This window comes from Flavobacterium phycosphaerae, from assembly GCF_010119235.1.
GTDB classification, from domain to species: Bacteria; Bacteroidota; Bacteroidia; order Flavobacteriales; family Flavobacteriaceae; genus Flavobacterium; species Flavobacterium phycosphaerae.
The window spans coordinates 1,270,388-1,294,007 of sequence record NZ_JAAATZ010000001.1 but is presented as its reverse complement, the minus strand read 5'-3'; the positions used below and the strand labels follow the sequence as shown (position 1 = coordinate 1,294,007).

The 23,620-nt window shown below is 37.3% G+C and carries 20 protein-coding genes and 1 pseudogene; 7 read left to right on the top strand and 14 right to left on the bottom strand.

Annotated features, from left to right (window positions below; translation table 11 throughout):
* Positions 1-6 precede the first annotated feature (6 nt).
* Entirely contained in the window at positions 7-873 is an 867-nt protein-coding gene (locus GUU89_RS05755; protein ID WP_162127032.1) for a DMT family transporter, read from the bottom strand.
* Between the two features lie 120 nt (positions 874-993).
* On the opposite strand from GUU89_RS05755, the gene GUU89_RS05750 reads away from it, so the two are divergent.
* The gene (locus GUU89_RS05750) at positions 994-1,377 is read left to right on the top strand and encodes a heavy-metal-associated domain-containing protein (protein WP_162127031.1); all 384 of its coding nucleotides are present in this window, start codon (positions 994-996) and stop codon (positions 1,375-1,377) included.
* Between the two features lie 46 nt (positions 1,378-1,423).
* Here GUU89_RS05750 and gldD read toward each other — a convergent pair whose 3' ends face one another.
* Genes gldD through mutY form a run of 4 tightly spaced genes read right to left on the bottom strand, consistent with a single transcriptional unit; the run spans position 1,424 to position 4,883 of the window.
* Positions 1,424-1,942 (bottom strand): gliding motility lipoprotein GldD, encoded by a 519-nt coding sequence (gene gldD, locus GUU89_RS05745; RefSeq protein ID WP_162128627.1) that lies wholly within the window; start codon positions 1,940-1,942, stop codon positions 1,424-1,426.
* Positions 1,943-1,997: 55 nt separating this feature from the next.
* Positions 1,998-3,293, bottom strand: a complete 1,296-nt coding sequence (locus tag GUU89_RS05740) for a gliding motility-associated protein GldE (RefSeq protein WP_162127030.1) — start codon at positions 3,291-3,293, stop codon at positions 1,998-2,000.
* A 25-nt stretch (positions 3,294-3,318) separates the two neighbouring features.
* Complete coding sequence (locus tag GUU89_RS05735; RefSeq protein ID WP_162127029.1) at positions 3,319-3,756, bottom strand: single-stranded DNA-binding protein; 438 nt, start codon at positions 3,754-3,756, stop codon at positions 3,319-3,321.
* A gap of 41 nt (positions 3,757-3,797) precedes the next feature.
* Entirely contained in the window at positions 3,798-4,883 is a 1,086-nt protein-coding gene (mutY, locus tag GUU89_RS05730; RefSeq protein ID WP_162127028.1) for an A/G-specific adenine glycosylase, read from the bottom strand.
* Between the two features lie 103 nt (positions 4,884-4,986).
* Between mutY and GUU89_RS05725 the strand changes: the two genes are divergently transcribed.
* Entirely contained in the window at positions 4,987-5,310 is a 324-nt protein-coding gene (locus GUU89_RS05725; protein ID WP_262886121.1) for an HU family DNA-binding protein, read from the top strand.
* Between the two features lie 391 nt (positions 5,311-5,701).
* A pseudogene (locus tag GUU89_RS05720) lies at positions 5,702-7,245 on the top strand (Rne/Rng family ribonuclease).
* A 76-nt stretch (positions 7,246-7,321) separates the two neighbouring features.
* On the opposite strand, the gene GUU89_RS05715 reads toward GUU89_RS05720, so the two are convergent.
* Complete coding sequence (locus tag GUU89_RS05715) at positions 7,322-8,647, bottom strand: O-antigen ligase family protein (RefSeq protein ID WP_162127027.1); 1,326 nt, start codon at positions 8,645-8,647, stop codon at positions 7,322-7,324.
* A gap of 417 nt (positions 8,648-9,064) precedes the next feature.
* Here GUU89_RS05715 and GUU89_RS05710 point away from each other — a divergent pair, with 417 nt between their 5' ends.
* Positions 9,065-10,714 (top strand): O-antigen ligase family protein, encoded by a 1,650-nt coding sequence (locus GUU89_RS05710; protein WP_162127026.1) that lies wholly within the window; start codon positions 9,065-9,067, stop codon positions 10,712-10,714.
* 2 nt (positions 10,715-10,716) lie between these two features.
* Positions 10,717-12,414: a T9SS type A sorting domain-containing protein gene (locus GUU89_RS05705; protein ID WP_162127025.1), complete on the top strand. Its 1,698-nt coding sequence runs from the start codon at positions 10,717-10,719 to the stop codon at positions 12,412-12,414.
* Between the two features lie 30 nt (positions 12,415-12,444).
* On the opposite strand, the gene GUU89_RS05700 is transcribed toward GUU89_RS05705, so the two are convergent.
* A complete protein-coding gene (locus tag GUU89_RS05700; RefSeq protein ID WP_162127024.1) occupies positions 12,445-13,197 on the bottom strand; it encodes an SIMPL domain-containing protein in 753 nt (250 codons plus the stop codon).
* A gap of 85 nt (positions 13,198-13,282) precedes the next feature.
* Positions 13,283-13,726 (bottom strand): nucleoside deaminase, encoded by a 444-nt coding sequence (locus GUU89_RS05695; RefSeq protein ID WP_162127023.1) that lies wholly within the window; start codon positions 13,724-13,726, stop codon positions 13,283-13,285.
* 38 nt (positions 13,727-13,764) lie between these two features.
* Here GUU89_RS05695 and GUU89_RS05690 point away from each other — a divergent pair, with 38 nt between their 5' ends.
* A complete protein-coding gene (locus GUU89_RS05690) occupies positions 13,765-15,558 on the top strand; it encodes a 1-deoxy-D-xylulose-5-phosphate synthase (RefSeq protein WP_162127022.1) in 1,794 nt (597 codons plus the stop codon).
* Here GUU89_RS05690 and GUU89_RS05685 read toward each other — a convergent pair.
* Genes GUU89_RS05685 through GUU89_RS05670 form a run of 4 tightly spaced genes read right to left on the bottom strand, consistent with a single transcriptional unit; the run spans position 15,555 to position 18,116 of the window.
* Positions 15,555-16,889, bottom strand: coding sequence for a deoxyguanosinetriphosphate triphosphohydrolase (locus tag GUU89_RS05685; protein WP_162127021.1), 1,335 nt, complete (start codon positions 16,887-16,889; stop codon positions 15,555-15,557). The two genes, GUU89_RS05690 and GUU89_RS05685, sit on opposite strands and share 4 nt — an antisense overlap.
* 46 nt (positions 16,890-16,935) lie before the next feature.
* Positions 16,936-17,385, bottom strand: a complete 450-nt coding sequence (locus GUU89_RS05680) for a GNAT family N-acetyltransferase (RefSeq protein WP_162127020.1) — start codon at positions 17,383-17,385, stop codon at positions 16,936-16,938.
* Between the two features lies 1 nt (position 17,386).
* Positions 17,387-17,890, bottom strand: coding sequence for an RDD family protein (locus tag GUU89_RS05675; protein WP_162127019.1), 504 nt, complete (start codon positions 17,888-17,890; stop codon positions 17,387-17,389).
* Positions 17,891-17,894: 4 nt separating this feature from the next.
* Entirely contained in the window at positions 17,895-18,116 is a 222-nt protein-coding gene (locus GUU89_RS05670) for a hypothetical protein (protein WP_162127018.1), read from the bottom strand.
* Between the two features lie 116 nt (positions 18,117-18,232).
* Here GUU89_RS05670 and GUU89_RS05665 point away from each other — a divergent pair, with 116 nt between their 5' ends.
* On the top strand, positions 18,233-19,783 hold the full coding sequence (locus GUU89_RS05665; RefSeq protein WP_162127017.1) for a glycosyltransferase family 2 protein: 1,551 nt from the start codon (positions 18,233-18,235) through the stop codon (positions 19,781-19,783).
* Positions 19,784-19,839: 56 nt separating this feature from the next.
* On the opposite strand, the gene GUU89_RS05660 is transcribed toward GUU89_RS05665, so the two are convergent.
* Together GUU89_RS05660 and GUU89_RS05655 are read right to left on the bottom strand one after the other, a co-directional pair.
* Positions 19,840-22,275, bottom strand: coding sequence for a ribonucleoside-diphosphate reductase subunit alpha (locus tag GUU89_RS05660; RefSeq protein WP_162127016.1), 2,436 nt, complete (start codon positions 22,273-22,275; stop codon positions 19,840-19,842).
* A 219-nt stretch (positions 22,276-22,494) separates the two neighbouring features.
* Entirely contained in the window at positions 22,495-23,472 is a 978-nt protein-coding gene (locus GUU89_RS05655) for a ribonucleotide-diphosphate reductase subunit beta (RefSeq protein ID WP_162127015.1), read from the bottom strand.
* Positions 23,473-23,620: the final 148 nt, after the last annotated feature.

The following is a 23,620-nucleotide window of genomic DNA, read 5'->3' as shown; positions in this document are numbered from 1 at the left end:
CTTTTTTTATTTCTTATTCGCCAAATAAACACCGACCAAAATAATAAACGCTCCGAAAAACTGCAACGGGGTCAACATTTCGTTATCCAGCATGCCCCACAAACAAGCCACTATCGGAATCAAATAAGTAACCGAAGAAGCAAAGACCGGAGAAGAAATTTGTATTAGTTTATAAAAGATAACATTAGCCACTCCCGTTCCTACAACGCCCAAAATCAGCACAAACAACATAGCGTGTTGTGTAACCGGTAAGTTCACTTTAGCACTGAAATCAGTACAAAATAAAATAACAACAGCCGGAACCAACATCACTACAAAGTTGCCCGTAGTAATGCTCAAGGGTTTTACATCAGACAAATATTTTTTAATCAAATTCACATTCGTTGCATAACAAATAGTAGCAACCAATACTAAAACAGCATAGTAGTAATTCTCACTTCCTTGCTGCGTATCGCCACTGAAAATCAAAACCGCTGTTCCGAGCAATCCAATTAAAACACCCGCAAACTGGCTTCTTTTGAAATTCAATCCAAAAACTATTGAACCTAAAATTAAGGTATTCAAAGGCGTCAACGAATTCAATATAGAACAAACCGAACTACTCACTTTAGTTTCAGCTATGGCAAAAAGATACGCCGGTACAAAGGTTCCGAACAACGAAGTCAACGCAACGTATTTCCATTGACGTTGTGGAATAGCCGCTAAACTTTTAAAACCAACAATCAAAAGAAATACAGCACAAAAGATAATGCGCAACGAGCCCAACTGAAATGGATTCAAACCAATTAATCCTTTTTTTATCAATATAAAAGAGCTCCCCCAAATAAGAGCCAGTACGATTAAGATGAACCATTTCAACTGTTGTGATTTCATAGGCAGATTTTTACACTCCAAATTTTGTACTTTTTTTAAGAACTAACGATTTTATTTTTCACTAATTTTGTTCCAGATTATAAGAGATTTTACAAATAAAGACATATAAACTTAAGAATTATGAATTTCACCAAATCACTATTAGCCTGCGGTCTTGCTTCAACTATGTTGTTAAGTTGTAAAGACACAGCCAGCAAACCTACAGCTGAAACTAAGGAAACTACAGCAACAGAAAAAAAACAAACCGTAGCGGTAAAACCGGAAACCGCCAGTTTCAAAATTGACGGAATGACTTGTGCCATTGGTTGTGCCAAAACCATTGAAGAAAAATTATCAAAAATGGACGGTGTGCAAAAAGCCACTGTTGATTTTGACAAAAAAGAAGCTACTATTAACTTTGATGCTTCGGTACTTACTCCTGAAAAATTGGTTCAGGCCGTTGAATCTACCGGCGATGGCGCTACTTACAAAGTGTCAAATGTAAAGACAAATAACAAAGCTTAATACTATTTCAATTTATACTAAAAAGGAACTCAATGAGTTCCTTTTTTTATTTCCACTTAATGGTTTCCATCAAATGCTGCATGTCATTTTTAACATAACTTTCTGCCGGCAATATTGAATCATAATTGGGCTTGGCATAAAAGTAAACGGAACCCGTTACAAAATGCTTAATACTGTCGGTCGCATAAAAAAGAGAGTTGGTTGCCGCATTACCGGTAACATCATAAAAAGTACCAAAAACCCTTTTCTCTTTGTTGATAAAAGGTAATTCTATAATTTCATCTGCTTTTAAAGTATGCAACTTATAGGTCAGGTTTTGGGCATCTCGCAACAAATTGTCTATATCATTGTTAACCGTTTTATAGGTAAGGTAGATGGTTGCCTTCATTTTGGGGTAATGAATTGAAAACTCGCAATTTTTGTCTTCCTTAATGACTGCATCTTCATTGATTTCAAATTCAATTGGGCAATGATTACTAAACGAAGCATATTTGGCTACTGGATAATCCAATCGGAGCTGGCTTGCAGGTTTTGGCAACACATCATCTTTGCAACCTATGATCATTGTCAAAAGGAATGCTATTGAAAAACCCCCAATTATTATTTTTTCATTGCTTAAATTATTCAAGTGTTACTTTGAGTTGTTTTATTCTTTTTTTGTCTACGCCTTCAACGGTGAAATATACATTCGAAAAATGAATTTTTTGCCCTTTTTTCGGAAAGTTTCCCAACAGTTCCAAAATGAATCCGGCCAAAGTTTCCGCCTCCCCTTTTCGGTCTTCAAACGTATCTTCGTCTACATCAACAATTCTGTAGAAATCTTTTAAATTAATTTTGCCTTCAAAGAGGAAATTCTTATCGTCTATCTGTGAAAAATTGATGTTCTCATCATCAAACTCGTCCGAGATATCACCCACAATTTCTTCGATTACATCTTCTAAGGACACCAAACCCGAGGTTCCTCCGTATTCGTCTACCACTATCGCCAAATGGCTTTTCAACCGCTGAAAATCTTTAAGCAAATCATCCAGTTTTTTATTTTCGGGCACAAAGAACGGCTGTCGCATCAATTTATTCCACTCGAATTCTTTTTTGTGAATGTGTGGAATCAAGTCTTTCACGAACAACACGCCTTCAATTTGATCTATGCTTTCGCGGTATACCGGAATTCGGGAATAGCCTTTGTCAATTATTTTGGGATAAATTTCGGCAAAAGTTTCTTCAATTTCCAAAGCAAAAACATCAATCCTCGGACTCATGACTTGTTTAGTATCGGTGTTCCCAAAAGAAACGATGCCTTCCAGGATTTTTTGTTCTTCTGAACTGGTGTCATCTGTTGACGTCAACTCCAAAGCCTGTGACAATTGATCTACGGATATATTGGTTCTTTGCTTCCCGAGTTTTTCATGCAAAAAAACCGTCACTGCCCGCATGGGCAAACTGATTGGAGACAACAATTTGTCCAAGACCAAAATAGGATTGGCTATAAATTTTGAAAATTTGATGTTGTTTCTGCTTGCGTATACTTTGGGTAGTACTTCACCAAACAGTAAAATAAGGAAGGTTACCAAAAGTACCTCAACTAAAAACTTCAATAAGGGTGATGTTATGGCTGCAAAAAGATTATTACCAACAAAGGAAAAAATAATAACCACACCTATATGACTGAAATTATTGGCTATTAAGATAGTGGCTAAAAGTTTTTTGGGACGTTGCAGTAATTTTGAAATCAAATTGGCTTTGACGGTGTCTTCTTCGAACAACGTTTTGATATCTTTTTGGGTAAGCGAAAAAAGAGCTACTTCTGCGGCAGAAACCATAGCTGAAGAAAACAAGAAAAAAGCAATTCCAATACTTCCAAAGAGTAAATTGGTATCAACTGACGCTAAAAAGGTAAGACTGGGCTCCGGGTCCAAGGGGTATTGGGTTAGTTAAACAATATTAAAACGGCAAATCATTTTCAGGACTTGCAGCACTTGGGGCTTCTATACCAGTGTTTTTAGGTTCTAAATTCTGGGGTGTTTTTAAACCTTCTACTTCTTTTTTAGTGGTTAAAAAAGTGAATTCGGTAACTTGAATTTCAGTAGTATATTTTGTAGTACCGTCTTCGGCTTGCCATTGGCGTGATTTAATTCGGCCTTCAATATATATTTTATCGCCTTTGGATAAATATTTTTCACAAATCTCTGCGGCTTTGTTTCTTACCACCAAATTATGCCATTCGGTAGAAGCAATTCTCTCGTTAGTTTGTTTGTTAATATAAACTTCGTTAGTTGCCAATGGGAAACGACCGATGCAATTTCCTCCTTCAAAATAATGCATCTTGACATCATCACCAAGATGACCAATTAACATAACTTTATTTAAAGTACCATTCATCTTTTCTGCATTTGTTTTTATTCCGCTGCGCTCCAAACAATTCAGTTGCGCTTCGGGTCTTTCAAATTTACTACTTTTTTTGAAATCTGAAACGAATCTTTTTCAATAAAATTAAAAATCACAATCGGAAATGGCATTTTTTGCATTGATTCCCAAGAGATTCCGTTTTCAAGACGACCCGTTACCGTTACTTTCCAAAACTTGATATTCAAATGTTGGTGCGACAATTTGTGAACAATCGTTTCCGGAGAACCCAACTCAATTTGGGTAATAGCATTACTAACAAAACTTTGATTTTGAATTAATGTTAAAATAGCAGCATCGGTTGTAGCGGTTTCGGTTTCGAGTAATGGGAATTCATATAAATTGTGCCAAATTCCTTTTTGAGTTCGCTGTTGAATAATAGTATTAGCCTGTTCATCTGAAAAAACCAAATAATTAAAAAACCGTTCTCTCACTTTCAATTTCTTCGATTTGACCGGGAGCTGTGCTACTTTTTTCTTTTGCAAACCGGCACAACTGTCGTTGAAAATACAGTTTTGACAATCGGGACTTTTGGGTACACATTGTAGGGCACCAAACTCCATTATAGCTTGATTGAAAAGATTGGCTTTGCCTTTGGGCAGCAATTCAGCAGCTAATTGTGTGAATTCTTTTTTGGCTCCGGCCGAAGCGATATCCGTATCCACATCAAAATAACGCGATAAAACCCTGAAAACATTTCCGTCTACCACAGGAACATTTTCGTTATAAGCAAAAGAAGCAATGGCTGCTGCGGTATACTCGCCAATACCTTTTAAAAGGAGTAACTCTTTATAGGATTTCGGAAATACTCCGTTGTATTCAAACGCTACTTGTTGAGCCGTTTTATGCAAATTACGTGCTCGGGAATAATAACCCAAACCTTGCCACAGTTTCAGTACTTCTTCTTCAGAAGCGTTTGCCAATTCAAAAACCGTTGGAAAGCGTTCGGTGAAACGCAAAAAATAAGGCAATCCTTGTGCTACTCGAGTTTGTTGAAGCATAATTTCGGAAAGCCAAATCGTGTACGGATTTGTATTATGCCGCCAAGGCAAATCACGCTTATGCTGTAAGTACCATTGAATTAATAAGTTGGGAAATTTCATAGCTAAAATGTGGTCTGCAAAAATAAATCTTTATGTGATTAAAATTTAATAGATTATGCTTGAAATATTGTTTTTTTAATTCCTATATTTGCAACCTCAAAAAATTACACATAATATTAAAATACGAAAGAAAATGACGAAAGCAGATATCGTAGCGAAAATTTCAGAAAAATTAGGTCTTGAAAAAGGAGATGTTCAAGCCACTGTTGAAGCGTTTATGGAAGAAGTAAAAACTTCTTTAGAAACAGGAGACAATGTTTATTTAAGAGGTTTTGGTAGTTTCATTATCAAAACAAGAGCTGAAAAAACAGGAAGAAACATTTCTAAAAACACAACCATCAAAATTCCTGCTCACAATATTCCGGCATTCAAACCTGCAAAAGTATTTGTAGAATCAGTAAAAACAAATACTGAAGTAGCAGTATAAAACTTATTTATTAATCACAAAAAACCTAACTTATGCCAAGTGGTAAAAAAAGAAAGAGACATAAGGTAGCTACTCACAAACGTAAAAAGAGAGCGAGAGCTAACCGACACAAAAAGAAAAAGTAGTTCTAAACTACTTTTCTTTTTTTAAACGTTCATTGAAATTGAATTTTGATTCAGGAATTAGGAAATGGGAATTAGGAATTAAAATCCTAAATCTAAAAATCCTAAATCCTAAATCTTTATTCGTCGGGTAAAACAATACCTGTTTAAAATGTTTAATCCATCCCTATTGTTGATTTAGGAATTAGGAATTAGGAATTAGGAATTACAAAATCCTTAATCCAGAAATCCTTAATCCTTAATTGAAAATATGGATAAAAATTTACAACATGAATAAAGAATTAATCATCCGTAGTGGTGAAGATGCTGTAGATTTTGCCTTATTAAAAGATGGAAAACTAATTGAATTACACAAAGAAGAAGAAACCAGCAACTTTCAGGTAGGCGATATTTTTATTGCTAAAATCAGAAAGCCTGTTGCCGGACTTAATGCTGCTTTTGTAAATGTAGGCTATGAAAAAGATGCCTTTTTACATTATCATGACTTGGGTCCTAACTTAGCTTCTTATTTGAAATTCATAAAACTTGTAAGCGCAGGTAAACTAAAAGATTTCTCCCTAAAAAACTTCCAGTTTGAGAAAGAGATTGATAAAAACGGTGCTATATCAGATATTCTGAGTGCCAATCAATCAGTACTGGTTCAAGTAGTCAAAGAACCTATTTCTACAAAAGGTCCGAGAATAAGCTCTGAGCTTTCGTTCGCGGGTCGTTATGTGGTTTTGGTTCCTTTTTCAGATCGTGTTTCTATTTCTCAAAAATAGAATCGAAAGAAGAAAAAGACCGACTTAAGAAACTGGTACAGGCTATCAAACAAAAGGGGTTTGGGGTTATTGTGAGAACAGTAGCCGAAGGCAAAAACGTAGCCGAATTAGAAAAAGATTTGCAGAACTTAATGAATAGATGGACTGCAATGTGTAAAAAATTACCAACTGCTCATCATCCGTCCAAGATTTTGGGAGAGCTTAACAAAGCCTCTTCTATCCTGAGAGACGTATTCAACGATACTTTTACCAGTATTCAAATAGATGATGAAGAGTTGTACCAACAAACCCGGGACTATTTAGCCGAAATAGCTCCTGACAAACAAAAAATCGTTAAACTTTATCAGTCGAAAGACACGCCATTGTTTGAGAAATACCACATTGAGCGACAAATCAAAACTTCCTTCGGACGCACCGTTTCGATGAGTAAAGGGGCTTATTTGATTATTGAACATACCGAAGCATTACACGTTATTGACGTGAACAGCGGGAACCGTTCAAACAAAGCCACCAACCAAGAAGACACCGCGTTGGAAGTAAATATGATTGCCGCTGCCGAGATTGCAAGACAATTGCGTTTGAGGGATATGGGAGGTATTATTGTAGTCGATTTTATCGATATGCAAAATTCAGACAATCGTCAAGTGTTGTTCAACTTCCTTAGAGAAGAAATGAGCGATGATAAAGCCAAACACAAGATATTACCGCCAAGTAAATTTGGCTTGGTTCAAATTACTCGTCAAAGGGTAAGACCTGAAGTAAATATCGAGACAAGGGAAGAAAATCCTAACAACCTGGCCGGTGATGTAGATGCACCGATTCAGATTATTGATAAGATTGCTTTTTCGCTTGAAAAAATTATCAAAGACCACAGTGGTGTGAAATTAAATGTTCATCCTTTTGTGGCAGCATACCTTAAAAAAGGTTTTCCATCCTTACGTTCGAAATGGTTTTTCGAGCATAAGAAATGGGTGAAAATCATACCACGTGACGCTTACACGTATCTTGAATATCATTTTTTTGACAACCAAGGAAATGAGATTAAGGAATAAATAAAGAAAACCGCCTTTCGAAAGACTGGCGGTTTTTTTGTGGGGTTAAATTATAATGCGGGAAGTTTTAAAGTAATTATTTACCATCAACACCAACTTCTTTCTTTTCAAAATTAATTTGCAAGAGCGTTAGTGCATAGAGGAATAATGGCGCAATGGTACGTGTGGCCGAATGGTTTATGGTTAGCACCCAAAAAATAAAGAAAGGCAGCAAATAAAAGTTTCGCAAATCATTATAATAAAATCGGAGTGGGAAAAAAATCAAGATTAATAATGCTAACAAACCTAAAACACCATGTTCTGATAACAACCTAGTTATTTCATTGTGGGTTGTAATGTCTCTACCATAATTGGATTTTCTGACCTCTCTACTAATTCCGGGACCTGTGCCTATGATTGGCTTTTCAGTAAAATTTTCAATATCCGATTTAATCTCTATATACCTGCCTCTTGTTGTGACTTTATGAGATTCCAATATTTCTAAATCTGCATATCTCTTAAACAAAGAATTGTCTGTTTGATAGGATGTAAGCCCAAAAATTGATATGACTGCAAACAATAACAAACTTACTTTCCTTTTCAAATTGTAATATCCATTTCTACTTATATAAAGCGCCAAAAAAAATATCAACGCTACGATGACCCCGGTTACAATACCTCCACGGGAAAAAGTCAGCAATCCTCTGTGAAAAATGAGGCAGAATATAATTATATTGGGATAAAGGATTTTTCTATTATCTGATTCGATTACTATTTTAAGTAAATAAATAAACATACCAAGGCCTAATACTGTTGCCATCTGATTAGGAGCGTAATTGCCTGAAAAATAAAAATTAGAATTATGCGAGTAAATCTTATGACCGTTTTGTGGGTATTTTAAAATTAAATAAATACACGAAGTGAGTATAGGAAGTGCTATTAAATTTAAAACCATGTTGATTTGTGCTGCTGAAATTTTTCTTTTATAGGTATATAAAGCTAAAAAGCCCATGCAAATGGGGCCTAGTATTTCGAAGCAAATTTTCCTCCTTAGGTTACCGTCTAAATACATAAACGACAGAAAAACGGAAGGCAAAAGCAATACTAAATAAATCCAATAGGGATTTTTTATTTTGGGAAAACCGCTGTAGTAAAACCCTAAAAAAGTAAAAAACAACATCGAGTACTTGCCAAACTCATGAACCGGATTCCCATTAGTTGCTCTGAAAAAAACTTCACTCCCGGCGATGTAGGCTATGACATAAAGTACTTCGTTGTTGCTGTTTTTGTTTTTAATGACAAGATAAGCGCCTGCTAAAACAATTAAAAACAGATAACCCTTAGACCACTGATGATTAAATACCAGTAAAGCACCTATGGCTATGTGAAGTAATGTTAGGTTTATTTGTTGTTTCTCGTTCATCGAAATGTATTATAAAACAAATATATTTAAAAGATATTCTTATTAAATGTAATTTTGAAAAGCTTTAAAAATTTAATTTTTATGGATTTATTTACTAAAAACAAAAGTTTCAATCTCATTGTATTACTGTACTTTGTTTTACTTCCTTTTGTTTTTTTTAGTTCAATATTAGATCCTTTCTTATTAGCAAGACAGTTATTAACCCTTGTTTTTTTATTTTTTGCCCTATCATTTTTAATAGCACAACAAAAAACTAATCCCTTTTTCACCGTAGACAAGACCGTTATATTGTTTTTAGGCTTTATTATTTTTTGTTCATACTCTTTTTCAAAATCTCAAATCCCCGATTTAAGTCACGCTGCATTTGCCAAATATTTAATCTTTTTGGTGTTTTTTATGCTTATCAGGCATTCAATATTGAATGATTTAATTGAGGTTGACCGCATAAAATCAAGCGTAATCCTATTCGGTTTGTTATCCATAACCATTGCCTTGCTGGCTTTTATCAACAAAACTATCAATGGCCAAAATATATTCAGGCAGGTAGATTTTATGAGTGGCACATTTGGCAACAAGAATTTTTTATCCTCCATTTTATTTTTTTGCATACCGTTTTATTTCATTGGAATTTCAAGATCAAAAAAGATAAAAGCAGTTTCTATTATTGCCATTATTCTCACCATCATTCTGCTTTTGCTTTTAAGAACACGAACGGTATTAATAGCATTGAGCATTTATTTGTTTTTAGTACTGTTACTTCATTACAGAAGTAAATTTTCCTGGAAAAAGCTCCTTTGGTTGCTAGCCTCAATTATGGCAGTGGCAGGTATTGGTGTTTGGTATCTGCTTTCAATTAAAGGTGATTTTCATTCTTCATCAGATATAAGAATCCAATATTTTTACAGATTGTTTTCATCAGGCACTTTTTTCTTCAGGGTAGAATATTGGCAACAAGCCATTTATATCATTCAAGATAACTTATTTACCGGAATTGGTGTTGGAAATTGGGTGAGCACTTATCCGAAATATGGATTGCATCACTTTTCTGATCCCGCTATTTTAAATGGTCGAATGGTGGTGAGCAATCCTCACAATGACTTTTTGTTGGTACTTTCAGAGATAGGGATTTTTGGGTTTCTATGTTATCTGGGTCTTTTTACAACATTACTATATCAAGCCTATTGGCTTTCGAAAAATGAAGCGGAAAGTAATGAGCGGAAAAATGCGGGTTATTTGCTGGTTTTTATTATTTCTTATCTAATCATTGCTTTTTTTGATTTTCCTTTAACCCGAGTTGAGCATCAAATCCTTTTGTTAGTGGTATTTGCCATCATCAATGCCCGATTTTTAAAAGTGAAGAGCATTAAAGGATTTAAAGTTTCCTCGCATTGGCTTCACCTATTCAGCTTTATTTTATTAGTATACTCTTTGACCATCATATTATACAGAATCAATGGTGAAAAACATTTATTTACAGCTTTAGAAGCGGAAAAGAAATCCGATAATACCACTGCTGCTTTTGAGTTTAATAAAGCCAAAAGTGACCTTTTTTCAACTGATAATTATGCGTTTACTTTAGCTTGGCATATTGGCAAATCCTACTATAATAATGGCAATTTTAGTGAGGGTTTGAGTTCTTTTAGGGAGGCGTATAAAGTCAACCCAAACAACATCGTCGTTAATAATGATTTAGGTTCTGCCTATATAAAAAACGGAAGCATTACCGATGGAATAAAGCACTACAAAGAAGCATTAGCTATTTCTCCTAAATATGAAGATGCTCGGATAAATTTAGCGGCAACATACTATAACAGTGCAGCGTATGAAAAGGCGTTTGAAACTATAGACCAATGCAATACGACTTCTAAAAATGCCTCATATAAGCAAATACTAATGCCTATTGTGGAGAAAAAATTAAACATAATACTTACAAGCCTAAATAATCCAAATCTAAACCGTTACCTACAATCAAAAATAAAAACGGAAGCAGACTTGTTGGCATTATATTTTGATTACAGAAAAAATAATACTACCTTCGATGTATACATCCAATCATTAATCAATTGAAAATGAAAAAACTACCACTCCTTTTCGCCTTCTTTTTTTACAATTTTATGATAGGTCAGTCTATTATATCGGTGACCCCAAATAATGGAAATCGAGGTCAAAATCTTTATGTTACCATTACAGCTCAAGATGTTGATTTTTATGAGACCAGTACAACATTAAATGTGTCCTTTATTGATCAATTTTCTAATGTGTTGCCCACTTCATTTTATTTTGGAAATAATTCAAATGACTTGTATGTTTATTTACCCATAGCCGGCTATGCTATTCCCGGTCTGTATAATGTACATGTGTATGATACTGATGGCGCTTATGACATGACTTTAACTGATGGCTTTACCGTAAACAATGCATACACCTACAGTATAAAAGGTAACATTCGCTATGACAGTAACAGTAATGGTTGCGATACTTCTGATCCCTATGTACCAAACCAAAAGATAACGTTTACTAATAGTTCAATCACCGGGAATCTAATTACGGATCAATCTGGATTTTATACTTACTATGATGTCAATGCCGGCAACAATAGTTTTACGCCTTTTCTTGAAAACCCCTCTTATTTTACTGTCACTCCTCCGAGTGCCAGTGTATCTTTATCGACGGTAAGTAATTTGTTTGTCCAGGATTTTTGTATTTCTCCAAACGGCACACATAACGATTTAGAAGTAAGTTTTGTTCCTATTTCAAACGCTCGCCCGGGCTTTGATGCTGAATATAAAATAATATATAAAAACAAAGGAACAACGGTTCAAAATGGCACAGTTAGTTTAAGTTTCAATGATGCTGTGATGGATTTAGTAGGAGCAACCCCAACAACTGATAGTCAGAGCTCCAATACCTTAAACTGGGTTTTTGGAAATTTACTGCCTTTTGAAACCAAAGAGATTCTGGTAAAGATGAATATCAATTCGCCAGCAGAAACGCCTCCAATCATTGTAGGCGATGTATTAACTTATACTGCCTCTATCAGCGGAGCTACAGATGAAACACCAACAAATAATAGTGCCACTCTAAACCAAACCGTAATTGGTGCCATCGATCCAAATGATAAAACCTGTTTAGAAGGTACCAGCATCTCACCGGCTAAGGTTGGCGATTATGTACACTATGTTATTCGTTTTGAAAATAGCGGAACGGCAAATGCTGAAAATATAGTAATTCGTGATATGATTGATACCAGTAAGTTTGATATCTCCTCATTAAGACCTATATCAGGCAGTGGATTATTCACTACAAAAATTACAAATACCAATAATGTTGAGTTCATATTTGAAAACATCAACCTGCCTTTTGACGATGCTAACAATGACGGGTATGTAGCTTTTAAAATCAAAACGAAACCAACTTTGGTTGTTGGGAATACCTTTAGCAATAGTGCCGATATTTATTTTGATTATAATTTACCGATTACCACCAATACTTATACTACCACCGTTCAAACTTTAGGAGATTCTGATTTTGATTTTGGTACCGTTTTTAGCTTATCGCCGGTGCCGACTAAAGACAAGTTGACTATTACCTCCAAACAAACTATGGCAATCAGTTCTGTTAGTATATACAATATCCTTGGTCAAGTGGTTCAAGTGACTACTAATCCAACTGAAACTATAGATGTTTCAGGATTGAAAACCGGAAGTTACTTTATCAAAGTACAGAGCGATAAAGGAAGTGCTACGAGTAAGTTTATAAAAGAATAAATAAAAAAGCCCCGATTCCTCGGGGCTTTTTTATTCTAACTCATATTCCAACCGCACCGTAATTCGGGCGGTTTTGTTTTTACTGTAAGTGTCGTTAATCCCACCATAACTGTCTTCTTCCGTAGAGCCTTGCCCGGTGATTTGGAAAACTCCCATGCTGGCATTTTTGAGTTTGCCAATACGGCCATCAGCGGTTTTTACAATTTTATTGGCCCTCTCACTGGCGTCTTTGGTTGCTTTTTCAATAAGGCTTTGCTTTAAACTGGGTAAATCAGAATAAGTATACTGCATGGTGTTTGACGACAATTCAATGCCTGAGTTCACCAATTCAGAAGTTTTGCTGGAAACACTTTCAATTCGTTTCATCAAATCGGGATTCTTTTTGGCCGAAAACGAAATGGTCTGTGTAGCTTCATAGCCTTCAAAAACTTGTTCGTAACGAGTTCTGTTTTCGCTGTCTTCGCTGCGTACTTCTCGGAATTTCTTCTGAAAATTAACGGCCCCGAAACTAAATTCGTTAGCTTTAAATCCCTTATTCAAAAAGAAATCTGTCACCGTCTTTTGGTCGGAAACGATTTTGTTGTAAGCCGTTTTAATATCAGTACTGTTGGCACTGAATTGACCTGACCACAAAATTTCATCGGAAACAAAATCCTTAGTACCCAGCCCGATGACGGATATAGAATCTAAGTTTTCATTTCGGTCGCGGAATGATTTCCCAAAAATCCAAGCAGTGATAATTATGGCTACTCCAATAATTACCGACGATTTAATTTTATCCATTTTGTTTCTATGGTGTTGGTTTACAAAGTATATAACGAAGAAAACTGCAATTTAGTATAACCTTATTTGATTCTTTACAGCTGAATTATTTTCTTCTGGAAGCAAAAAAAAGAAGCATCAAATCAGCGGCTTCCTGAGCTAAAATTCCTTTAACTACTTGGGTTTTCGGATGCAGCTTAGTACCCAATTGTTCAAATCCCCGCTGGTCATCAGTGGCCCCGAAAACTACTTTGGAAATCTGACTCCAATACAACGCTCCGGCACACATCTGACAAGGTTCTAAAGTAACATAAAGCGTACAACCCTTTAAATATTTCCCACCAATGAAATTGGCTGCCGAAGTAATGGCTTGCATTTCGGCATGCGCGGTTACATCATTAAGCATCTCCGTTAGGTTATGGCTTCTGGCAATTACTTTATTATCAATAACGATAACAGCACCCACCGGTATTTCCCCTTTTTCAAAAGCCAATTCGGCTTCCTGCAGGGCTTTCTTCATAAAATATTCGTCGGTGAAAGGGTTTTCCATAAAACAAAAATACAATTTCAATTCGTTACCTTTGTGGCATGTCAAAAAAATTGCTAGAACATATAGTCAACCCCACTGACTTACGAAAACTAAGCGTTTCGCAATTGCCTGAATTGGCTAAAGAGTTGCGCAGTTTTATCATCGACATTGTATCGGTAAAAGAAGGCCATCTTGGAGCTTCCTTGGGTGTGGTAGAATTGACGATTGCTTTGCATTATGTTTTTGACACTCCCCATGATTTATTAGTTTGGGATGTAGGCCATCAAGCTTACGGGCATAAAATTTTAACCGAAAGAAGAACTAAGTTTGACACCAACCGTCAACTGGGTGGGATTTCGGGTTTTCCGAAACGGAATGAAAGCGTTTATGACACCTTTGGCGTTGGGCATTCCTCAACCGCTATTTCAGCCGCATTGGGCATGGCATTGGCTTCGCAACTCAAGGGCGAAAACAAACACCATATTGCCGTAGTAGGCGATGCATCCATTGCCAGCGGAATGGCGTTTGAAGGTCTCAATCATGCCGGCGTAACCAAGGCTGATTTATTGGTTATTTTAAATGATAACGCTATTGGTATTGACCCTAGTGTGGGCGCCTTGAAAAATTATTTAACCGCTGTTAAAGAAGGCAAAAACCCTAAGCAGAACAACATGATTAAGTCGCTGAATTTTGATTATTCAGGTCCGATTGACGGTCATGATTTACCCACTTTAATCAAAGAATTAGAACGACTTAAGACTGTAAAAGGCCCTAAGTTTTTACATATCATTACCACCAAAGGCAAAGGATTGCAGCAAGCCGAAGAGGATCAAGTAAAATACCATGCTCCAGGAAAATTTGATGCCTCTACCGGAGAATTGATCAAACAAGCCACCGACAATTTAGCCCCTAAATTTCAGGATGTGTTTGGATTAACTTTAGTAGAATTAGCTAAAAACAATCCGAAGATTATTGGTATCACACCGGCTATGCCTTCGGGAAGTTCGATGAAATTTATGATGGATGCTTTCCCCGAAAGGGCGTTTGATGTTGGAATTGCAGAGCAGCATGCTGTGACACTTTCAGCCGGAATGGCCACGCAAGGGATGGTGGTTTTTTGCAGCATTTATTCTACCTTTTTACAACGGGCCTACGACCAAGTGATTCACGATGTGGCTTTGCAGAATTTGCCGGTAATCTTTTGTTTAGACCGAGCCGGATTAGTGGGTGAAGACGGAGCAACGCATCACGGGGTGTTCGACATAGCTTATTTGCGCTGCATTCCGAATATGATTATCTATGCGCCGAAAGACGAAATGGATTTGCAAAATATTTTATACACCGCTTCTTTAGGATTAAAACATCCGATAGCCATTCGGTACCCGAGAGGAAGAGGAAAAAACAGCGATTGGAAATTCCCCGCTGATTTCCAGAAAATCGAAATCGGGAAAGCCCACAAACTCAAAAAAGGAAAGAAGATAGCCGTTTTATCCACCGGTACCATTGGACACAATGTAACTACTGCGCTCAACGAATTGGAGGAGTCAAACGAAATTGCCCATTATGATTTTGGCTTTATCAAACCGTTAGACGAAAAGAAATTACACAAAATCTGCGATAAATTTGCGACTATTATTACCGTAGAAGATGGGGTTACCACCGGCGGTTTTGGTAGTGCCGTATTAGAATTCTCGGCCAAGAACGATTATGTCAATGAAATCTTCCTTTGCGGGGTGCCCGATTACTTTATAGAACACGGTACCGTTGATGAGCTGCAACAATTTTGCAACATTGATGTAGATGGCTTAAAATCACTTTTCTCCGGACTCTTAGAAGAAGAGGAAGAAGATTAAGCCGTTACGATTTTGTTTAACTGCACCGCTTTACCATCCGTTAGCATGGAGATGAAATGACAGATATGAAGCAATCGGTCGTACAAACTTTCTTTCTCCAAATGGTGCTTTTCCGGAAGGATTTTCATCAACAATTTATCGTAATTCGTAGCATTACCGCTATACGTATTGTTGTAGGCCGTGATGAATTTATCGAGTAAATTATTGATGATTTGGTAGCCCGAAAGTTCTTTTTCAATCACTTCTCGACTCTGGTAAATATTCTTTACACTTAGTTTAATGATGTCATCCATTTGCGCTTTGTACTTGCTCTTATCGGTCAAAGCAAAATGAAATTTACCTTGCAAAATGGCTTCTTCGTTTTCAATAAAAACCTTTACGGCATCATTGATTAAATTGCCGATAGCCAACGCTCGCAAGTAACTGATTCGGTCTTCCTTGGTTGTTAAGGTTTGGTATTTGGCCGTATCAATGGTATCTTTTACCAATTTGATTAAATATTCTAAAGCAAAATCTTCGGAAACCAAGCCTAAATTGATACCGTCTTCAAAATCGATAATGGTGTAGCAAATATCATCGGCAGCTTCGACTAAAAACGCCAACGGATGGCGCTCATAACCCACATCATTGCCGGTTTTATTGGAAATCATGCCCAACTCTTCAGCTACTTCTTTAAAGAAAGCCACATCCGACTGGAAGAAACCGTATTTCTTATCCGCTATATTTTTGGTGGGCTTTTTGGGCAAACTTTCTTTCGGATATTTGGTAAACGCTCCCAAGGTAGCATACGACAAGCGCAAGCTGCCTTCAATGCCGGGACGCGAGCTTGTAAGCACTGAAAAACCATTGGCATTTCCTTCAAAATCAATCAAATCCTGCCATTGTTTGGGCGTTAATTGGTCTTTGTATTGTTGGCCTTTCCCGATGGAAAAATATTCGCCTATAGCCTTTTCTCCGGAGTGCCCAAAAGGCGGATTACCAATATCATGTGCCAAAGCAGCGGCAGCTACTATAGCTCCGAAATCGTTCATGTGGTAGCCGTGCACTTCTTTCAAATAAGGGTATTTTTCAATGATTTTTTTACCTACCAATCGCCCGATAGATCGTCCTACTACCGATACTTCTAAACTGTGAGTCAAACGCGTGTGTACAAAGTCGGTTTTAGACAACGGAATCACTTGGGTTTTATCTTGTAAACTTCTGAAAGCAGACGAAAAGATGATGCGATCGTAATCGACTTCAAAGCCCAAGCGGGTGTCATCTTGTTCGATGCGTAATCTTTTGCTGGTATCGCCTTGGCGTTTTAAAGATAAAAGTTGTTCCCAGGTCATGGTGATTTAGGATTAAGGAATTAGGATTTGAAACCAAATATACGTTTTAAATGTTTTTCTTCATACAAACACTATTCTCAACACCGACATACTGACCAAAATTATCAATGATTTTGTATCCCAATTTTTGATACAATCCGATGGCGTCTTTTTGCAGGTATCCGGTTTCGAGGATGGCATTATTGTAGTTCTCTTCTTTGGCCCAAAGTTCTAATGCTGCTAAAATGGCTTTGGCGATGCCTTTTCCACGGTATTCTGGCAACGTATACATTCGTTTGATTTCGGCGGTTTCCGAATCGTATTCTTTGTACGCACCAATGCCCACAGCAACATCATTTTCATAACAAATCAAAGCGTTTTTGAGCAAACTGGTTTTGTTGAATTGAGCATAAAATTCGTGGTCTTCTCCGTCTAGAATTCTCAAATAAGCATCGAGTTGGATGACCAAATCTCCGAATTCTTTATTATCCGAAGTTGTTCTTACAAGCTTTATCATGTTATTTGTTTGAATTTGTTTGTTGCAACGAGTAAAAAAGTTGCTTCTTTTGATCTAAGGTTTTTTTGTTGACCACATAGGTTTTTGAAAGGCTGTCGTGCCAACCTCTGGGCGGCATTCCCAGTAAAGAGAAACCGTAAAGCGGTATCAATCGGCATAACGACCGCACTAAAATGGTTTGATGATCGGGTGTATTTCCGTTTTCATCCACCACTATGGTTTGGGTGATGAATTTACCGATAGTTCGGGCAAAAGCAATTTCAAAAATATTGTAATACAGTAAAACTATACTACTGGTAAGGGTGTACTGCCCAATAGTATTCATATTCATCAAGTAATTTTGGATGGCTTTATTGCTGTTAGCCTCGGCAAATGCGATAACAAAAACCAGAATAATGAATAACAAGATTACTTGCATACACATATCAATCAACCAGTTTAGAAACCGTTGGGCGTGCGAGGCTAAAAGTTCTTCGGTAACGGTAAATGGCTTTTGTGATTCCATTTTGTTATTCTTTTTGATTGGCCAAAAAGAAATTTCTTGATTTCTTCGGATACTGGTTATAGCTCTTATCGCTTGGGTTGGCAATGACCGATTTGATATTGATTTCGTCACCCAGTTTAAAACCGGCTTCTGTATATTTATAATCCAATAAGTATTCCCCACAGAAATAATTGCCGTTTTCGTCTTTTTCGATAATGCCGGTATAGACTCCTTTTTCCTTTGCCATTGCTTTTTTATTTTGAATTCAAAGGTAATTAAAAGCAAACAGTCCTCAAACGATGTGCTTTATCTTTTGGCAATTAAATTTGCCCTCTTTTTTTGCTTTGGCTATATTTGAGCCTTATGATTGTACTTTTCCATAACAACAAATCGGTTACCAAAGTCAGTTCCTCAAAAGGGTTGACGATTTCTTTTTCTAAAAACAATACTATTGCCTCAGCGTTACTAAATCTGGCGGCAACCTACCCCGAAGAAAAAATTGTTTGGTGCCATGTTGCTTTTGAAACTCAATTAAACATTGATTTCATTCAAAAAAAGGAAACGTATGTCAATACGCTTTTTTCGTTCAATCCTTACCCGAATGATTATTTAACTAAGGCTATTGGTTATGTTGACAACAGTGTTTTTATCAACATCAACAAAGCTCGCACTTATCCTAGCTGGCTGATGTCGAGTGCTGTGGGTTATGCTCATGCGTCGGTTTTTTTAAACGCCAAAGTTTCCGGCAAGCCTTCCGCTGATTTGGATTACTTTTTAAATTCATTGGCTAAGAAGTACATGCCCTTAGGCTTATTTTGTTATTCAGAGCCTCAATTGCTCCGAGGTAATTTAATTTTACCTAATGTAAAGCCACCCAAAGCTTCGCGTTATACCCTTTTTAAATTTGTCAAAACGCATTATCGAACCCGTTGGATTTTCTTGTTGCTGTTGGATTTTTTGGTGTATGAAAAAAAGCTGCCTTTGTTGCCGTTTCTTTTTTCGCTCAAGGATAAAAAAACTGCGGTTGGACAATATGATCTTGCCAAAGTGCCTTTTGTACAACATTCCGGAATTACTGCTGAAGACACTATTGATGTTTTGATTCCGACCATTGGAAGAAAAAAATACCTTTATGATGTGTTGCTCGATTTAAAAAACCAAAGCCAGCTTCCTAAAAACGTCATTATCATTGAACAAAATGGCGATCCGACAGCGGCGTCAGACTTGGATTATCTTACTGCAGAATCTTGGCCGTTCACCATATCACATACCTTTACACACCAATTAGGCGCTTGCAATGCCCGAAATATTGCTTTAGATCAATTGAAAAGCCAATGGGTTTTCTTTGCCGATGATGACATTCGAATTGAGGCTGATTTTTTGAAGGACTGTTTGTTGAATTGTAAAAATTATGACCAGAAAGCGTTGACCCTCTCTTGTTTGCAGGAAGGTGAAACGTTTACCGAATTTCAGCCTTTCCAATGGATTAGTTTTGGTACCTGCAGCAGCTTTGTAGCCCGTGAAGTGCTTACCGACATCCGATTTAGTAAAGGCTTTGAATTTGGTTACGGAGAAGACACCGATTTTGGAAAAAAGATACGCAATTCAGGAACAGATGTGGTCTTTTTTTCGAAACCGAAATTATTACATCTCAAAGCGCCCATGGGTGGTTTTCGTACCAAGTTTGAGTTTGAATGGCAAAACGAAACATATCAGCCCAAACCTGCTCCCACCGTAATGCTGTATAAATTACTTCACGAAACCCAGGAAGAAATCAATGGCTATAAGACCGTATTGTTTTTCAAATTTTATGGAAGACAAAGCCTGAAAAATCCGTTTGGTTATTACACCGCTTTTAAAAACCATTGGAATACCAGTGTTTTTTGGGCCAAGAAATTAAAGGAAAGAAAGTAAACTATAAAAAAAACAGCCATCATTTGATGGCTGTTTTTTATTTGTTTTTATGCTGATTACGATCCACACATTTCGCAGTCGTCTCCACCGTTTCCGGCAGCGTTGCGCGCGCGTTCTACCATGGCGGCAAAATCTTCGGCAGTCATTTCTCCGTTTTCAACAGGCGCTACTACTTCAACGGCTGTCGCTACCGGTTTATCGGTAAGGGTTGGTTCTGCTTTTTTATCGTTATTTAAAGTAAACTTGATGGCATCAACTGCTGATTTGGTTCTTAGATAATACATTCCCGTTTTTAAGCCGCTTTTCCAGGCGTAGAAGTGCATTGACGTTAGTTTCGCATAATTGGCATCCTGCATAAACAGGTTTAACGACTGCGATTGGTCAATAAAATATCCTCTGTGACGGCTCATATCGATGATGTCTTTCATCGACATTTCCCAAACCGTTTTGTATAGTTCTTTCAAATCTGCAGGGATTCTTTCGATGTTTTGTACCGATCCGTTGTGGCGCATGATTTCTTGTTTCAAGTCTTCGTTCCAAAGACCTCTTTCTACTAAGTCGTTCAGCAAATGTTTGTTTACCACAATAAACTCTCCCGACAATACACGACGAGTGTAAATGTTAGACGTGTATGGTTCGAAAGCTTCATTGTTTCCAAGGATTTGCGAAGTAGAAGCCGTTGGCATTGGCGCTACCAATAACGAATTGCGAACTCCGTGTTTTACCACCTCTTTTCTCAAACTTGCCCAATCCCATCTTCCTGACAATTCCTCGTCTTTGATGTTCCAAAGATTGTGTTGGAATAGCCCTTCTGAAATTGGAGAGCCTTTAAAGGTTGAATAGGATCCTTCTTCTTTGGCCATTTCCATCGAAGCGGTTACAGCAGCAAAGTATAGGGTTTCGAATATTTCCTGATTTAATTTTTTAGCTTCATCGCTGGTGAACGGCATTCTCAATAAGATGAAGGCATCTGCCAAACCTTGCACGCCCAATCCTACCGGACGGTGGCGCATGTTAGAGTTTTCGGCTTCTTTTACCGGATAGTAATTTCGGTCGATTACTTTGTTTAAGTTTCTGGTTACTCGTTTGGTTACGTTGAATAACAATTCGTGATTGAATTGGTTGTTTTCAACGAACATTGGTAACGAAATCGAAGCCAAATTACATACCGCAATTTCGTCATCCGAAGTGTATTCCATAATTTCGGTACAAAGGTTTGACGAACGAATCGTTCCCAAATTCTTTTGGTTCGATTTACGGTTTGCTGCGTCTTTGTACAACATGTATGGCGTTCCCGTTTCGATTTGTGATTCCAGGATTTTTTCCCAAAGTTCACGTGCTCTAACTGTTTTTCTTCCTTTGCCTTGTGCTTCGTATGAAGTATATAAAGCTTCGAATTCATCGCCGTAAACATCATACAATCCGGGACATTCGTTCGGACACATTAACGTCCAATTGGTGTCTTCTTCAACGCGTTTCATGAATAAATCGGAGGTCCACATCGCGAAGAATAAATCACGGGCGCGCATTTCTTCTTTTCCGGTGTTCTTTTTCAAATCTAAGAAATCGAAAATATCGGCATGCCAAGTTTCTAAGTAGATAGCGAAACTTCCTTTACGTTTTCCGCCTCCTTGATCAACATAACGTGCCGTGTCATTAAACACACGCAACATCGGAACAATTCCGTTCGAAGTTCCGTTGGTGCCACGAATGTATGACCCTGTCGCGCGAACATTGTGAATTGACAACCCGATTCCTCCCGCAGATTGCGAGATTTTCGCAGTTGATTTCAAAGTATCATAAATTCCGTCAATACTGTCGTCTTTCATGGATAGTAAGAAACACGAGGACATTTGTGGTTTTGGCGTACCGGCGTTGAATAACGTTGGCGTGGCGTGCGTAAAGAATTTTTTCGACATTAAGTCGTACGTTTCAATTACCGCTTCCAAATCGTTTAAGTGAATTCCAACAGCGACACGCATCAACATTTGTTGTGGGCGCTCAACGATTTTGCCGTTAATTTTTAACAAATATGAACGCTCTAAGGTTTTGAAACCAAAGTAATCGTAGTTAAAATCACGGTTGTAGATGATGTGGGAGTTTAAAAACTCGGCATTGGCTTGAATCACATTGTGTACTTCTTCAGAAAGCAATGGGGCAGCTTGGTTGGTTCTTGGATTTACATAATGGTACATTTCGTTCATGGTTTCTGAGAACGATTTGTTGGTGTTTTTGTGCAAGTTAGAAATGGCTATTCTTGCCGCTAATTGTGCATAATCAGGATGCGCGATGGTCATGGAAGCTGCAGTTTCTGCGGCCAGATTATCCAATTCTGAAGTGGTAACTCCATCGTACAATCCTTCAATAACTCTCATTGCCACTTTAACAGCGTCTACCAAATCGTTTAAACCATAACATAGTTTTTTAATTCTATCCGTGATTTTGTCGAACATTACCGGCTCTTTGTGGCCGTCTCTTTTTACTACATACATACGCTTTTGTTTTAAGTGGTTAAAAAACAGACAATCCCTTCTCTGTTTTTGGGTTATTTGTGATTATTTATGCTAATGATTGTTTTAGCGCCATGCTTTACTTCCTAGCCCTGATGGAAGTGGAAATCCTTTTTTGGATTGCCCTATAGGGGAAATCTAAAAAAGATTGGAACGTACAGCGGGAAAATGGATTCCCTAAAATGCCCGAACGATTCGCTGTTAAAAATCGGCGTCGAAACTAATTTTGCTAGATTCTGAATCGGAATTCATAACTCCGGCTTTTTGGTATTCGGCTACACGTTTTTCGAAGAAATTGGTTTTTCCTTGCAATGAAATCATCTCCATGAAATCGAACGGATTGGAAGAGTTGTATACTCGTTTGCAACCCAATTCTACCAATAATCTGTCGGCAACAAATTCTAAATATTGTGTCATCAAAGTGGCGTTCATCCCGATTAAACTTACCGGAAGTGACTCGGTAATGAACTCTCTTTCGATGTTTAAGGCATCGGTAATAATTTCGGTGATACGCGCTTTGGATACTTTGTGTATCAAGTGGTGGTTGTGTAAGTGCACGGCGAAATCGCAGTGAACCCCTTCGTCACGGGAGATTAACTCGTTAGAAAAAGTAAGCCCCGGCATTAATCCACGTTTTTTCAACCAGTAAATCGAGCAGAATGCGCCCGAGAAGAAAATACCTTCTACGGCAGCAAACGCGATTAATCTTTCGGCAAACGAGTCGGAAGAAATCCATTTTAAAGCCCAATCGGCTTTTTTCTTGATGGCCGGAAAGACTTCAATGGCGTGGAATAATTCACTTTTTTCGGCTTCGTCTTTTACATACGTATCGATTAACAACGAATACGTTTCGCTGTGAATGTTTTCCATCATGATTTGAAAGCCGTAGAAAAATTTGGCTTCCGGATATTGTACTTCGTTTACAAAGTTTTCGGCTAGATTTTCATTCACAATTCCGTCAGAAGCGGCGAAGAAAGCCAAAATATGTTTGATGAAGTATTTTTCGTCGTTATTCAATTTGTTATTCCAATCCGACAAATCTTGGTGTAAATCAATTTCTTCGGCAGTCCAGAAACTGGCTTCCATTTTTTTGTACCATTCCCAAATGTCTTGGTGTTTGATAGGAAAAATCACGAAGCGATCTTTGTTTTCTTTTAAAATGGGTTCGATAGTAGCCATGTTGAATTTATTTTGAATTTTAAGACGATTTTTAGTGAAATCTGTATGTTACAAAGATTGGCAAACCAAACGGAAAAAGAAAGTCAAACTTATTCACAATCGGGTCTAGTTTTTAACAAATGAAGCGATTGGAGTGGGGTTTTTAAAA